Source organism: Mesorhizobium sp. WSM1497 (assembly GCF_001672455.2).
GTDB lineage: Bacteria > Pseudomonadota > Alphaproteobacteria > Rhizobiales > Rhizobiaceae > Mesorhizobium > Mesorhizobium ciceri.
In genome coordinates, this window is the sequence record NZ_CP021070.1 from 1,481,330 (window position 1) to 1,494,791 (window position 13,462).

At 61.8% G+C, this 13,462-nt stretch carries 16 protein-coding genes; 9 read left to right on the top strand and 7 right to left on the bottom strand.

The genetic code is table 11. The features are described 5' to 3' along the window. The first annotated feature begins 16 nt into the window (after window positions 1-16). From pstB to phoB, 3 genes are read left to right on the top strand one after another with little or no spacing between them, the layout of a single operon-like run. Window positions 17-835 (top strand): phosphate ABC transporter ATP-binding protein PstB, encoded by an 819-nt coding sequence (pstB, locus tag A9K65_RS07270; protein ID WP_013529271.1) that lies wholly within the window; start codon window positions 17-19, stop codon window positions 833-835. A gap of 26 nt (window positions 836-861) precedes the next feature. After that, window positions 862-1,569, top strand: a complete 708-nt coding sequence (gene phoU, locus A9K65_RS07275; RefSeq protein ID WP_013529272.1) for a phosphate signaling complex protein PhoU — start codon at window positions 862-864, stop codon at window positions 1,567-1,569. A 16-nt stretch (window positions 1,570-1,585) separates the two neighbouring features. Then, window positions 1,586-2,275, top strand: a complete 690-nt coding sequence (gene phoB, locus A9K65_RS07280) for a phosphate regulon transcriptional regulator PhoB (RefSeq protein ID WP_010911896.1) — start codon at window positions 1,586-1,588, stop codon at window positions 2,273-2,275. Between the two features lie 16 nt (window positions 2,276-2,291). Here the strand turns inward: phoB and A9K65_RS07285 are convergent, their stop codons facing one another. Further along, a complete protein-coding gene (locus tag A9K65_RS07285) occupies window positions 2,292-3,539 on the bottom strand; it encodes an ROK family protein (protein ID WP_064993248.1) in 1,248 nt (415 codons plus the stop codon). A 269-nt stretch (window positions 3,540-3,808) separates the two neighbouring features. On the opposite strand from A9K65_RS07285, the gene xylF reads away from it, so the two are divergent. From xylF to A9K65_RS07305, 4 genes are all read left to right on the top strand, one after another. Continuing rightward, window positions 3,809-4,849, top strand: a complete 1,041-nt coding sequence (gene xylF / locus A9K65_RS07290; protein ID WP_013529274.1) for a D-xylose ABC transporter substrate-binding protein — start codon at window positions 3,809-3,811, stop codon at window positions 4,847-4,849. A gap of 142 nt (window positions 4,850-4,991) precedes the next feature. Beyond that, the gene (locus A9K65_RS07295) at window positions 4,992-6,344 is read left to right on the top strand and encodes a sugar ABC transporter permease (protein WP_064993247.1); all 1,353 of its coding nucleotides are present in this window, start codon (window positions 4,992-4,994) and stop codon (window positions 6,342-6,344) included. Window positions 6,345-6,355: 11 nt separating this feature from the next. After that, on the top strand, window positions 6,356-7,156 hold the full coding sequence (locus tag A9K65_RS07300) for an ATP-binding cassette domain-containing protein (RefSeq protein WP_013529276.1): 801 nt from the start codon (window positions 6,356-6,358) through the stop codon (window positions 7,154-7,156). Window positions 7,157-7,283: 127 nt separating this feature from the next. Beyond that, window positions 7,284-8,912, top strand: a complete 1,629-nt coding sequence (locus A9K65_RS07305; RefSeq protein WP_063169143.1) for a CHASE domain-containing protein — start codon at window positions 7,284-7,286, stop codon at window positions 8,910-8,912. Window positions 8,913-9,007: 95 nt separating this feature from the next. Here A9K65_RS07305 and A9K65_RS07310 read toward each other — a convergent pair whose 3' ends face one another. The 6 genes from A9K65_RS07310 to A9K65_RS07335 all read right to left on the bottom strand — a co-directional run bounded on the left by A9K65_RS07310 (window position 9,008) and on the right by A9K65_RS07335 (window position 12,487). Next, the gene (locus A9K65_RS07310; RefSeq protein ID WP_013529278.1) at window positions 9,008-9,253 is read right to left on the bottom strand and encodes a YMGG-like glycine zipper-containing protein; all 246 of its coding nucleotides are present in this window, start codon (window positions 9,251-9,253) and stop codon (window positions 9,008-9,010) included. 83 nt (window positions 9,254-9,336) lie between these two features. Then, window positions 9,337-9,663 carry a hypothetical protein gene (locus A9K65_RS07315; protein WP_064993279.1) on the bottom strand — a complete coding sequence of 109 codons (327 nt, stop codon included), beginning with the start codon at window positions 9,661-9,663 and terminating at the stop codon, window positions 9,337-9,339. Window positions 9,664-9,784: 121 nt separating this feature from the next. Further along, window positions 9,785-9,964, bottom strand: coding sequence for a hypothetical protein (locus tag A9K65_RS07320; protein ID WP_013529280.1), 180 nt, complete (start codon window positions 9,962-9,964; stop codon window positions 9,785-9,787). A 123-nt stretch (window positions 9,965-10,087) separates the two neighbouring features. Continuing rightward, the gene (locus tag A9K65_RS07325) at window positions 10,088-11,119 is read right to left on the bottom strand and encodes a sensor histidine kinase (protein WP_063169141.1); all 1,032 of its coding nucleotides are present in this window, start codon (window positions 11,117-11,119) and stop codon (window positions 10,088-10,090) included. Window positions 11,120-11,298: 179 nt separating this feature from the next. After that, window positions 11,299-11,466: a DUF1328 domain-containing protein gene (locus A9K65_RS07330; protein WP_013529282.1), complete on the bottom strand. Its 168-nt coding sequence runs from the start codon at window positions 11,464-11,466 to the stop codon at window positions 11,299-11,301. Between the two features lie 226 nt (window positions 11,467-11,692). Next, window positions 11,693-12,487 (bottom strand): response regulator, encoded by a 795-nt coding sequence (locus A9K65_RS07335; RefSeq protein WP_013529283.1) that lies wholly within the window; start codon window positions 12,485-12,487, stop codon window positions 11,693-11,695. Between the two features lie 214 nt (window positions 12,488-12,701). Here A9K65_RS07335 and A9K65_RS07340 point away from each other — a divergent pair, with 214 nt between their 5' ends. Next, entirely contained in the window at window positions 12,702-12,905 is a 204-nt protein-coding gene (locus A9K65_RS07340) for a NepR family anti-sigma factor (protein WP_032809255.1), read from the top strand. A 3-nt stretch (window positions 12,906-12,908) separates the two neighbouring features. After that, on the top strand, window positions 12,909-13,460 hold the full coding sequence (locus A9K65_RS07345; protein ID WP_013529285.1) for an RNA polymerase sigma factor: 552 nt from the start codon (window positions 12,909-12,911) through the stop codon (window positions 13,458-13,460). Window positions 13,461-13,462 lie beyond the last annotated feature (2 nt).

Sequence of the window (13,462 nt, forward strand, 5' to 3'; positions counted from 1 at the left end):
AAAAAGGCATTTTGGTATGAACATCATGACCGAACAGTCCCTTGAAAACGCAGTGGGCGACAAGATGAAGTCGAACGAAGTGATCAAAATGCGCGGCGACAAGGTCGGCGTGTTCTACGGCGAGAAGCAGGCGCTGTTCGACGTCGATCTCGACGTCCGCCTGAACCAGGTGACGGCGCTGATCGGCCCCTCCGGCTGCGGCAAGTCCACCTTCCTGCGCTGCCTCAATCGCATGAACGACACCATCGATTCAGCACGGGTAACCGGCAAGATAACGCTCGACGAAGAGGACATCTACGACAAGAACATCGATGTCGTCGAACTCAGGGCGCGCGTCGGCATGGTGTTCCAGAAACCCAATCCGTTCCCAAAGTCGATCTACGAGAACGTCGCCTATGGGCCGCGCATCCACGGATTGGCCAAGCGCAAGGCCGACATGGATCAGATCGTCGAGTCCAGCCTGAAGAAGGCGGCGATCTGGAACGAGGTCAAGGACCGTTTGCAGGAACCTGGCACGGGTCTTTCCGGTGGCCAGCAGCAGCGCCTGTGCATTGCACGCGCCATCGCCGTGTCGCCCGAGGTGATCCTGATGGACGAACCGTGTTCGGCGCTCGACCCGATCGCCACCGCTCGCGTCGAGGAACTGATCGACGAACTGCGTCAGAACTATACGATCGTCATCGTCACGCATTCGATGCAGCAGGCAGCGCGCGTGTCGCAGCGCACCGCGATGTTCCATCTTGGCTATCTGGTCGAGGAGGGCGCCACCGACAAGATGTTCACCACCCCCGACGACAAACGCACCCAGGACTACATCACCGGCCGGTTCGGCTGATCTCAGGCATATGAGGGACGAAGATCATGGGTGAACATACCGTCGCATCTTTCGATGAGGATCTGGAGCAGATCAGCCAGCTGATCCGCGACATGGGCGATCTCGCCCGCTCGATGGTCGGTGGCTCGACCAGGGCTTTGCTCAATTCGGACAATGCGCTGGCGCAGCGGGTGGTTTCCGATGACGCCATCATGGATGCACGCCAGCGCGAGCTGGACGATCGTGCCATCACGCTGATCGCCAAGCGCCAGCCGATGGCCAACGATCTGCGTGCGGTGGTCGGTTCGATCCGCATGGCCGGCGACCTCGAGCGCATCGGGGACCTTGCCAAGAACATCGCCAAGCGCGTCGGCACTGTCGGGCTGAGCGTCACGCCGCACGACCTTTCGCATTCGATCGACGCAATGGCGCAGCTGGTGCTGATCCAGGTGCAGGGGGTCGTCGACGAGTATGCCGCCGCTGACGCGGCAGCGCTTGCCACGCTCAGAAACAATGATGAACGCATCGACGTCAAATACACATCGGTGTTCCGCGAACTGCTGACCTACATGATGGAAGATCCGCGCAACATCACGGCGTGCACGCACCTGTTGTTTTGCGCCAAGAACCTCGAGCGGATCGGCGACCACGTGACCAACATCGCCGAAAATGCCTATTATGTTTTGACCGGCACGCAGTTACCAGCCAATCGTCCGAAGCAGGACGAGACGGCAATGTCCGCGCCAGCGGCATGACAGGGGTGACCAGCCGATGATCGCGCCACGCATCATGGTGGTGGAGGATGAGGAGCCGCTAGGCGTGCTGCTCCGCTACAATCTCGAATCCGAAGGTTATCAGGTCGAAGTGGTGACGCGCGGCGACGAGGCCGAAATCCGGCTGCAGGAGAACGTTCCAGACCTTCTGGTGCTCGACTGGATGGTGCCTGCGGTTTCCGGTATCGAACTCTGCCGCCGGCTAAGGATGCGTCCCGAGACCGAGCGGCTGCCGATCATCATGCTGACCGCGCGAGGCGAGGAAAGCGACCGCGTGCGCGGCCTCTCGACCGGTGCCGACGACTATCTGGTCAAGCCTTTCTCGACGCCGGAGTTCATGGCCAGGGTCAAGGCGCTGCTGCGCCGGGCCAAGCCGGAAGTGCTGTCCAGCGTGCTCAAGGTCGGCGATATCGTGCTCGATCGCGAATCGCACCGTGTCTATCGCAAGAAGAGCGAGATCCGGCTCGGGCCGACGGAATTCCGCCTGCTTGAATTCATGATGCGCCATCCAGGCCGCGTGTTCTCGCGCAGCCAACTGCTCGACAATGTCTGGGGCGAGACGATCTACATCGACGAACGCACGGTCGATGTGCATGTCGGCCGGCTGCGCAAGGCGGTCAACAACGGCCGTATGCCCGATGTCATCCGCACCATCCGTGGGGCGGGTTACGCCATTCGCGAGGACTGAACTCCCTCGTTTGAACTCACGCCACGTTCTTGCCGCCGAGACCGGATCTCGCCTGCACGCCCGGCGCAAAAATCTCCTGATCGACGAAGATCAGCGCCCGCATGGCGCAGCCTTCGCGGATCAGCGGCAGTTCGTTCGGCTCGGTGTCGAAGGAAATCGACTTGGAATGCTGGCCGCCGGCGGTCTGGGCAATCGCTTGCCGCAATGCCGGCTCGATCAGGTCGAAGGCGGCGGCGCTGACGCCGACCATGGCGACCGGCGCCGGATCGATCAGCGCAAACAGGCTGCCGAGGCCGTAGCCGAGCGCTTCGCCGGCCTTGCGATAGGCTTCCCGTTCGGGCCCGTCCCTTTCGCGGGCGGCAGCAGCCAGGGCGCGTATGTCGGCGTCGCTGACATCGGCGACGGGCTCTGCATCCTCGCCCATCTGCCGCGCGTTGCGCCAGATGGCATAATTGCCGGCATAGGCTTCGACGCAGCCGCGCCGTCCGCAGCGACACAGCGCGCCGTTCGGCCGATGGATCATGTGGCCGAATTCGCCGCCCGAGGAATGGGTGCCGGTGAACAATTCGCCCTTCAGCACCAGCCCCATGCCGATGCCGTGCGACAGGAGGATGGCGATGAAATCGTCGCGGTAACGATCGGGGTCGCGCCAGCGCAGCGCCACCGCCATCATGTTGCAGTCGTTCTCCATAATGGCGGGGATGCCGAACTCCTCTTCGAATATGTCGGCGAAGGCGATGTCGGTGTGCGGCGTGATCGGCGACCACAGCATGGCGCGGGCACGGGTGTCGGTGATGCCCTGGACGGCCAGCGCGATACGAGCGACGCTGCGCACGTCCAGGTCGGGATCCTCCAGGCGGCGCCGCACGATTGCCGTGCACTCACCGATCAGCGAGTCGCGCGACATCGTCAGCGTGTCGAGCCGACGCTGTTCCTCGGATATTACCTGGCCGGCATAGTCGATGACGGCGACCGAGAGGAAGTTCAGCGACAGCACCACGGTCATTACCGCGGCCGCTTCTGGATTGAGGCTGAGGCCGACCTGCGGACGGCCGCGTTTGAGCGAGCCGGCCTCGCTCGGCTTGCTTTCGGTCAGGATGCCTGCGACGATCAGGTCGGATGAGATCGCCGAGATCGTCGAATGGCTGAGGCTTGTGGTTGCGGCGATCTCGGTGCGCGACGGCTGTCCGGCGCGGCGCACCGCCGCGATCACCATCGCGCGGTTGCGGCGGCGCAAATCGTCGTGGCGGATTCCGACCGACATGCTCTTTCATATCCTCCCGGTCGCCGCGGTTCTTCCTGCCCTGGAACGCTGTCGGTGACGCGGTCAAATACTGGCAGAAGCCGCGCGCCGTGTCATTTATTTATTCCGAGGCCCGAAAAAAATTCGAAACGACATCAAAATCCATCAGAATCGATGTTGACAGCGTTCGGGCGTTGGCCCAGTATTTTTTCGAGGCTCGAAAAAATAGGGCCTCTGTGCCGGCCCTCGGGCCAGTTTGGTCGCGCCATACGCGGCGCAGGGAGGATAATATGAAAAGATTCACAGCCGCCATCCTGGCGGGTGCCGCCATGTCGCTGACGCTCGCGTCTGTCGCGCAGGCGAAGGACAAAGTCGTCGGCGTTTCGTGGTCCAACTTCCAGGAGGAACGCTGGAAGACCGACGAGGCCGCCATGAAGACGGCGATCGAGGCCGCCGGCGACAAGTACATCTCCGCCGATGCGCAGTCCAATCCCGGCAAGCAGCTTACCGACGTCGAAAGCCTGATCTCGCAGGGCGCCAATTCCCTGATCATCCTGGCGCAGGATGCTTCGGCCATCGGCCCGGCCGTGCAGAAGGCGCTGGACGAAGGCATTCCGGTCGTCGGCTATGACCGGTTGATCGAGAACAAGGATGTTTTCTATCTGACCTTCGACAACAAGGAAGTCGGCCGCATGCAGGCCCGCGAAGTGTTCAAGGTCAAGCCGGAAGGCAACTACGTCTTCATCAAGGGCTCCGGTGCCGATCCCAATGCCGACTTCCTGTTCTCGGGCTCAATGGAAGTGCTCAAGGAAGCCATTGACAGCGGCAAGATCAAGAATGTCGGCGAAGCCTACACGGATGGCTGGCTGCCCGCCAACGCCCAGAAGAACATGGAACAGTTCCTGACCGCCAACGACAACAAGGTCGACGCGGTGGTCGCGGCCAATGACGGCACTGCCGGTGGCGTCGTCGCGGCGCTGACGGCTCAAGGCTTGGCCGGCACCGTGCCGGTCTCGGGGCAGGACGGCGACCACGCCGCGCTGAACCGCATCGCCCTGGGCACGCAAACCGTCTCGGTGTGGAAGGACGCGCGCGAGCTCGGCAAGAATGCCGCCGAGATCGCCTCGCAACTGGCCGACGGCAAGAAGACGAGCGACATCGCCGGCGCCAAGGACTTCACGACGCCGGGCGGCAACACCGTCAAGTCGCTGTTCCTGACCCCGGTTGCCATCACCAAGGACAATCTCAACGTCGTCATCGACGCTGGCTGGATCAAGAAGGACGAAGTCTGCGCGGGTGTCGCTGCCGGCACCGTCGCGGCCTGTAACTGATCCGGACCACTTCGAAATATCTGAACGCCGCGGCCCAAAAGCCGCGGCGTTTTCTCAAAGAATTGTGTTTCCGCATCATGCGGATAGCTTCTAGGCTGGGCTCCGGCATGCGCGTCAGACGGCCAGCCGGTGGGAGGAAATCATGACCGACACGACGTCCAACCCGCAGGCCGATACGGCGCGCGCGTCGGAACTCGGCGCCGTCGCCCGGTTCCTGAAGGCGACCGAGATCGACACCCGGATGATCGGCATGATCGGCGCGCTGCTGGTCATCTGGATTGGGCTGCATGTCATTTCCAGCCTGCGCCTCGGCGTCAACCCGCTCGATTTCGACAGCCGCACCTTTCTCACGCCGCGCAATCTGTGGAACCTGTCGGTGCAGACATCCGCGGTCGCCATCATGGCCTGCGGCATGGTGCTGGTCATCGTCATGCGCAACATCGACCTGTCGGTCGGTTCCGCCGAGGGCCTGATCGGCATGGTGATGGGGTTTGCCCAGGTGCATTTCCTGGTGCGTTTTGTCGGGCTCGAACTCGGCAATCCGTGGATCTGGGTCCTGGCGCTGGTCATCGGCCTGGCGCTCGGCCTGTTGATCGGCGCCTTTCAAGGCTTCGTCATCGCCTATCTCGAAGTGCCCGCCTTTATCGTGACGCTGGGCGGCCTGCTGGTCTGGCGCGGTGCTGCCTGGTGGGTCACATCAGGCCAGACCGTGGCGCCGCTTAACGCCACCTTTCAGCTGATGGGCGGCGGGCCGGCGGGATCGATCGGCGCAACCTGGAGCTGGGTTGTCGGGATCGTCGCCTGCCTCGCCGTGGTGTTTGGGCTGTTCAACGGGCGGGTGCAGCGCAAGCGTTTCCGTTTTCCGCTACGTCCGATCTGGGCCGAGGCGCTGCTCGGTGTCGTCACCTGCGGCGCCATCATGGGTGCGGTTTGGCTCGCCAACTCCTACCCCTGGCCGATCGGCATCGTGAACAGATATGCGGCCGCCAACAACATCACCGTTCCCGAAGGCGGCCTGTTCATCGCCCACGGTATCGCCATACCGGTGCTGATGGCGGTCGCCGTCGGGCTGGTCATGACCTTCATCACCAACCGCACCCGTTTCGGCCGCTATGTCTTCGCCATCGGCGGCAATCCCGAGGCGGCCAATCTCGCCGGCATCAACACGCGCTGGATCACCATGAAGGTGTTCATGATCATGGGCGTGCTGGCCACGATTGCCGCGGCGATCTCGTCGGCCCGGCAGAATTCGGCCACCAACGTGCTTGGAACGCTCGACGAGCTGCTCGTCATTGCAGCCGCCGTGATCGGTGGCACATCGCTAGCCGGCGGGTCGGGAACGATCATCGGCGCCACGCTCGGCGCCCTGCTGATGCAGTCGCTGCAGTCCGGCATGGTGCTGCTTGGTGTCGACTCGCCGCTGCAGAGCATCGTCGTCGGCGCCGTACTGGTGATCGCCGTGTGGCTCGACACCGTCTATCGCAAGCGCGTCTAGGAGGGCATGCCATGACTGACAAGACTGCTCCTGCAGCCACCGCGCTGATCGACATGAGGAACATCTCGATCGCGTTTGGCGGCATCCGCGCCGTCGACGACGCCTCGATCGATCTTTTCCCCGGCGAGGTCGTGGCGCTGCTTGGCCATAATGGCGCCGGCAAGTCGACATTGATCAAGATCCTGTCCGGCGCCTACAAGCGCGATTCGGGCCAGATCTTCGTCAACGGCGAGGAGGCATCGATCTCCAACCCGCGCGACGCCAAGAAATACGGCATCGAGACGATCTACCAGACGCTGGCGTTGGCCGACAATGTCGACGCCGCCGCCAATCTGTTCCTCGGCCGCGAGTTGATGACCGCCTGGGGCACGCTCGACGACGTTGCCATGGAGGCCGAGGCGCGCAAGGTGATGGGTCGGCTCAATCCCCGGTTCCAGCGTTTCAAGGAGCCGGTGATCAAGCTGTCGGGCGGCCAGCGGCAATCGGTGGCGATCGCGCGTGCGATCCTGTTCAACGCCCGCATCCTGATCATGGACGAGCCGACGGCCGCACTTGGTCCGCAGGAAACGGCGCAGGTCGGCGAACTGGTCAAGCAGCTGAAGTCCGACGGCATCGGCATCTTCCTGATCAGCCACGACATCCACGATGTGTTCGAGCTTGCCGACCGGGTCTGCGTCATGAAGAACGGCCAGGTGGTCGGCACCGCCCGCACCACTGATGTCACCCAGGATGAGGTGCTGGGCATGATCATTCTGGGCAAATGCCCGCCAGGCGCCATTCCCGGACCGGGCGCGCTGAAGATCGCGGCCTGAGATCAAGCCAGATCGCGGTTGCCGGACACGTGATATGCCAGCCGTAGGGATGGCTTGGCCTTGGCATTGTGTTGGCAGGGCGACTTGCGCATAAAGGTCCGACATTGCTCAGGGACCGCACGATCCGTTGAAGAAGCTTTTCCCGATCATCGCCTTTATCGCCGTCGCGCTGATCAGCATGGTGATGGCAGGTTTTGCCTACTTCGCCACGCAGGAAGCCGCGCGCATCAAGTTCGAGGCGACTGCCGACGATGCGCTCAACCGGATCGAGAGCCGCATCGACCTGCATCTGTCGCTGCTGCGCTCGACGCAGGCCCTGTTCGACGCCCGCAATGGCGATATTTCTCGCAATGAGTTCAAGGCCTTCTTCACCGCGCTCGATGTCGACAAGAATTTCGCCGGCTTGCGCGGTATCGGCTTCCTCAGGCTGGCAAAGACGGGCGACGAGGCGACGGTCGAACGCGACATGCTGCACGATTATGGCGTCAGTCATCCAATCTACCCGGACACCACGCAACCCTGGCGCACCCCTATCGTGCTGTTCGAACCGCTGGATCCATCCAATCAAGCCGGCATCGGCTACGACATGTTCAGCGAACCGGTGCGGCGTGCGGCGATCGAAAAGGCGATGTCCGACGACCAGCAGCATGCCAGCGGGCTGGTGCAGCTAGGCCAGGACACGGGCGCCGCGCAGACGTTCACCGGCTTCTTCGTTTTCGTGCGGCTCAATGTCGAAACCGCTCCCGACGTCATCAATGCTTCGAGATCCTCGACATCAGGTTTTCTCTATGCGGCCTTTCGGGCTCGCGATCTGTTCCAGACCGCGCTCAGCCGGTCGCCGCTTTTGCCGGTCAACACCGAAATCTATGATGGCGATGGTGCCGTGAACGGCGACAATCTGTTGTTCCGGTCGGAGACGCCGCCGGCTTCCACTTTCGGGAACAGGCTGCTGGTCACGCGAAAGATCATCGTCGCCGGACAGCCATGGACTGTCCTGTTCCGGCCGACAAGCGCCTTCTCGCAGCCGTCGTCGCGCGCCATTCCGGTGATGCTGGGGCTGTTCGGCCTGCTGTTGGCGGGCGCAATCGCGCTTGTGGCGCGCTATCAGGAGCGGGCCTATGAGGCAGCGTCGCGATTGCACGAAACGACGGAAAAGAGCCTGATCGAAAAAGACCTGATGCTGCAGGAGATGAAGCATCGCATCAAGAATTCGATCACCAGGGTGCTGGCGATCGCGCGTCAGACGGCATCGCGGGCGACCGACGTCAACGAGTTTTCAGCGTCCTTCTCGGCTAGGCTGCAGGCGATGGCGGCCTCCCAGGACATGCTGACGCGCTCACGCTGGCAGAAGGCCGATCTTGGCGATCTCCTGCGCATCGAGCTGGGTCAGGTGTTCGGCAAGGAGCTGCCCGATGAGCTGTTGTCGGGACCACAGGTGCTGCTCGACGAAACCACGACGCAAGCGCTCGGCCTGACCTTCCACGAACTGGCGACGAATGCGCTGAAATACGGCGAGGCCGGCAATTCCGTTGGGGCGCTGAAGGTGGACTGGTCGCTCGAAGGCCGAGGGCGCGACAGGGTGCTGGCTCTCAACTGGCGCGAAAACGGGCAGAAGAAACTTGAAGCGCCCGCCGAGACCGGATTCGGCACCAAGCTGATCGACCTCAACGTGACGCGCGAATTGCGCGGTACGATCAAACGGGATTACCAAGCCAATGGGCTGAACGTGGAAATCAAAATTCCACTCGCCAATTGAGCGCGACCGTTGCCGACAAGGGGGAAGCATCCAGACATCAAAAACCCGGAAGCCGGCGGACCGGCCTCCGGATCGACGTTTCGATTATCGCCGAATTAGTTGCAGCGAGCCGTGTAGATCCGGCCGCGATGATCGCGATATTGGCAATAGCCGTTGCGCAGGTTGCGCACCAGCAGGCCGGAACCGGCACCCACGGCCGCGCCGATCAGCGCGCCCTTACCGCCGCCGACCAAGCCGCCGACACCGGCGCCGATCAAGCCGCCGCCAACCACGTCCTTCTCAGTCGAGGTGCAGCCGCTGACCGCGACCACCGCAACCAGGGCAATAATCATCTTCCGCATAGAGTCACTCCTCACTTTGTGTCCTCACTTTAGTAAGCTCCAGCCGCCATTTAGCATGAAATGACGGCCTTTGCTGCTGCAATCTATTGTTGGTGAAGATAGTCTTTTTCTGGGCGTATCGTGTTCGATGCCATTACCAGGCTGGAAATTGCCAAAGACGCGTCAAGCGTACCATCGGCGCGCACACTCCAGACGATCTGATCATAGTCGTCCTCAAGCGCCGGATCGACCGCAAGACATTTGGCGACGATGCGGTCAGCCTGCCCTTGCACGTCGCCCAAGACGAATGGGCGTTCGGCCACGCATTGCTCGGCCGTCGCGAAAACGCTTACGGGCACCTGGAGTTCACGGCAGTCGGCCATCGTGTTCGAGCAACCGATGACCAGCAACAATGCAGCGATATGTTCCATGGCGAGAAGTCCTCTCGCCATAGTAACGGTCTACATTCGCCAAAGTTCCTGGCTGGCTTGATCGGCCGGGGAAATAAGATGGCGCTACAGCCGATTCGGCCACCGGCCGAAACGACGTGGCCTAGTAGACCAGTTGGTGCAGGGCGACCGCCATGATCACCGCCACCAAGGCCAGCGCAACAAGGCGCAAAGCTCCGTTGGGAACAGGAGCCAGCGGTGGCGCGGAAGCCTCGGAGTCCTCAAACTCGCCCATGGAAATCCGGGCGGCCTGCTCCAGTCTGTTCATGTCGGCAACCGTCAAGGCATTCCTCCCACCATACTGCAAATCCTGCTGCGGAAATGTTCGGTGATGCAACAAGTTCCAGCGGTATCTGGGAAAAACAGCATCTGCTTTTATGGTGAACGGCGGGTTAAGGAAGGTCGCTCAATCCGTCTCGAAATTGCCGTGCGGAACGACAAGGCGGTATTCAAGGCGGCCAGCCGCGATTTCGAGCGTCGCCGTTCCGTTCAGTGACGCCGGCACGACCCGTTCGAGTGCGACGCTGCCGAAGCGCTTCTCGCTACGCCTGACATCACTGGCGCCGATTGCCTCCGCCCATGTCAGGGACAGGGAGGTTCCCGTGTCGTCGGCGGTCAGGTTGGCTGTAACATTGACGTACCCGCCGGGCCGCGACAGGGCGCCGTAGCTCACCGAATTGACGGCGAGTTCATGCATCGCAAGGCCGATATGCAAGGCAGCGTTGGGATTGAGATAGGGGTTTGCCCCCTGAAACCTCAGGCTCCGAACCGGATCGCCGCCATAGCGGCCAACCTGGCCCGACACGAGTTCGCGAAGTGCTGCACCCCGCCAGTTGGAAGAGGTCACGAGATCCTGGGACGAGGCCAGCGATTGCAGCCGGCCGCGAAAGCGTGTCAGGAAATCGCCGATGCTGTCGGAGTAGCGGCCGGTCTGGGTGGCTATGCTCTGGATGATCGCCAGCAGGTTTTTGGAGCGATGGCTCACCTCTCGCAACAGCGTCGTCAGGGTCTGCTCGCGGCGCTTCTGCTCCGTCGTCTCGACCATCGTGGTGACGACGCCTTGCACGGTGCCACCATCGCCGTGATCGGCATCGATCCACACCTCGAACCAGCGGCTGCCATCCTCGACGGGAACGCTGATCTCGAGACGTTGGGGGTTGCCGGATGCAATGACGTCGCGCTTGGCCGCGCCGATGCGGTCGGCCTGCGCCTCCGGCAGGATGCCGATGCTGTCGGCGGTGTCCGAAACCCAGGGCGCACGCATGTTGCGCGCCCATACGGTTTTCATCTCGCGATCCTGGTAGAGAACGGAAATGCCGGCATTGTGCAACGCGTGAAGAAGAGCACGACCGAGCTGCATGCCGCTGTCGGCGGGATGGAGGGCGATGACTTCATCGCTTTGCACGGCGTCTTTCCTGTTTCCGGTCCTGGAACCCATCGGCCAATCTGTCCACCCAATTCAGGCTGAACGGCTCATCGTTGAATGGGTTCCAAACAGGTTTCCGGAAAACCCGCCGCCAAAAACGGTCCGCCGGACGGCGTCCTTTGAGGGACACCGCCCGGCGGTGGCTGGAAACCGTTTGAGGGGTGCGGCTTCCAGTGTTCGGCCGTCCGTCCTTACGAAGCCCGTTTGAACAGGCCCGCAAGAAGCGAAATGACCAGGAAGGCGAGGAAGATGAAAAACAATATCTGCGCTATGCCGGCGGAGGTACCGGCGATGCCGCCGAAACCAAGCGCGCCGGCGATGATGGCAACGACGAGAAATACGAGCGCCCAGTAAAGCATGATCCATCTCCTTCGAATGGTGCGATGAAAACGTGGGTGGTTGCGGTTTGTTCCCACCCTTTGCCGAAAAAGACCGTGCTTGCAAATCGTTCGAGCGGAAGCGTAGGAATTCACCTCGCCGCCCGGGTGCATCAGGCGGCACGAAGTGACGAATTGATCATCTGGAGAGATTCGGGAGCGAGGCTATCGCCTTGGGTTCGTCAATTCCTCCACTCCCAATTCCCGACTATGCGGCGGCTTTCGCCTGCCGGTCAAAGAACAGTGCCTGGCTGATCAGCGCCTTGACCATGTCGGGATTGAACGGCTTGGTGACTAGGAAGGCCGGTTCCGGTCGTTCACCAGTCAACAGGCGCTCGGGGAAGGCGGTGATGAAGATGACCGGCACCGACGTCGATGACAGGATTTCGTTCACGGCCTCGATGCCGGAACTGCCGTCGGCAAGCTGGATGTCGGCCAGCACCATCTTCGGTCGCGTCTTGCCGAACATCATCACTGCCTCGGCATGGGTGCGCGCCGTTCCAACGACGCGGTGCCCGAGGCTCTCGACCATTTCTTCGATATCCATGGCGATCAGCGGTTCATCCTCGATGATCAGAACGTCGGTTGCCACCTGACGGGATATCTCGTTGCTCGCCTGGGCAAGCAACTCTGAAAACTCCTGATCACCGACGTCAAGGATCTCAGCCGCTTCCTCCTCGCTGAAGCCTTCGACCGCCACGAGCAGGAAGGCCTGACGGGGCCGCGGCGCGATCGCATTCAGATTGGCGGCGGTGCGCTGTTCCCACGCCGATTGCGCCTGTTCCTGTGGAACGCGGATGGCGACCGATGTGAAAAGCTTGGCGAAAACCTTGTACAGCGCGATGCGGTCGCTCGATGCTTCGGGAAATATCTCGATATCGGCGATGATGGCTTCAAGCATCGCAGCGACCAGCGCGTCACCACTCTCTTGCGACCCGGAAACAGCCCGCGAGAAGCGGCGCAGGAAGGGCAGATGTGGTGCGATGGTGGCGGATAAGCTCATGGTAAGACGTCTCCCTCAGAATGACGCGATTGCGTAGCAGGTCAAGCTGACTGCAAGCCGTGATAAACGCGGATTTTTTGAAAAAGTTCCACCGCGACGGAACAAAAGCCGGGGAGTGGCGTTTGTGGTGGGGATGGGCAACCAGACGAGGGCGCCGCTTGCGTTGTGTTGAGTACGGTAAGAGCGGCTTGAGCGCTGGGAATACAAGGGCAAAATGAAGGATATGACGAAAGATATTCTGACTGGCGCCGAGAGCAGGCGCCGGAACGGTTCTGGTGACGCTCTTGGGCCGAACTCCGAAATCGGACGCAAACTCAAACAATATTACGACGCGCTGGTCTCCGACGATGTGCCGGATCGCTTTTCCCAGTTGCTTAGCCAACTGGAACAGGCTGAACCCGCACAGAAGAAGGACTGAGGCATGGCCGCGGTCTCACAAGGCTTCAAGACTGATCTGCTTGGGGCAATCCCAAGTCTGCGCGCGTTTGCCGTGTCGCTGACGCAAAATGCCGATAAAGCCGACGACCTCGTCCAGGAAACACTCGTCAAGGCTTGGGACAAGCATGAGAGCTTCCAGCCCGGCACCAATCTCAAGGCCTGGCTTTTCACCATCCTGCGCAACGAGTTCTATTCGCAAATGCGCAAGCGCGGGCGCGAAGTGCAGGACAGCGACGGTATCATGACGGCCAGGCTTGCCGTTCATCCGGCCCAGCACGGTCAACTCGACCTGAAGGACTTTCGCGGGGCGCTGGAGCAGTTGCCGGAGGACCAACGCGAAGCCATCATCCTCATCGGCGCATCTGGTTTCTCCTACGAGGAGGCCGCGGAGATCTGCGGCTGCGCGGTGGGGACGATCAAGAGCCGCGTCAGCCGAGCCCGTACCCGCTTGCAGGAGATCCTGAAAATATCAGGTGAGGACGAGTATGGTCCGGACGCGATTTCGGCCCAGGTAACGAGTTCGCCGGCGAGCTGACC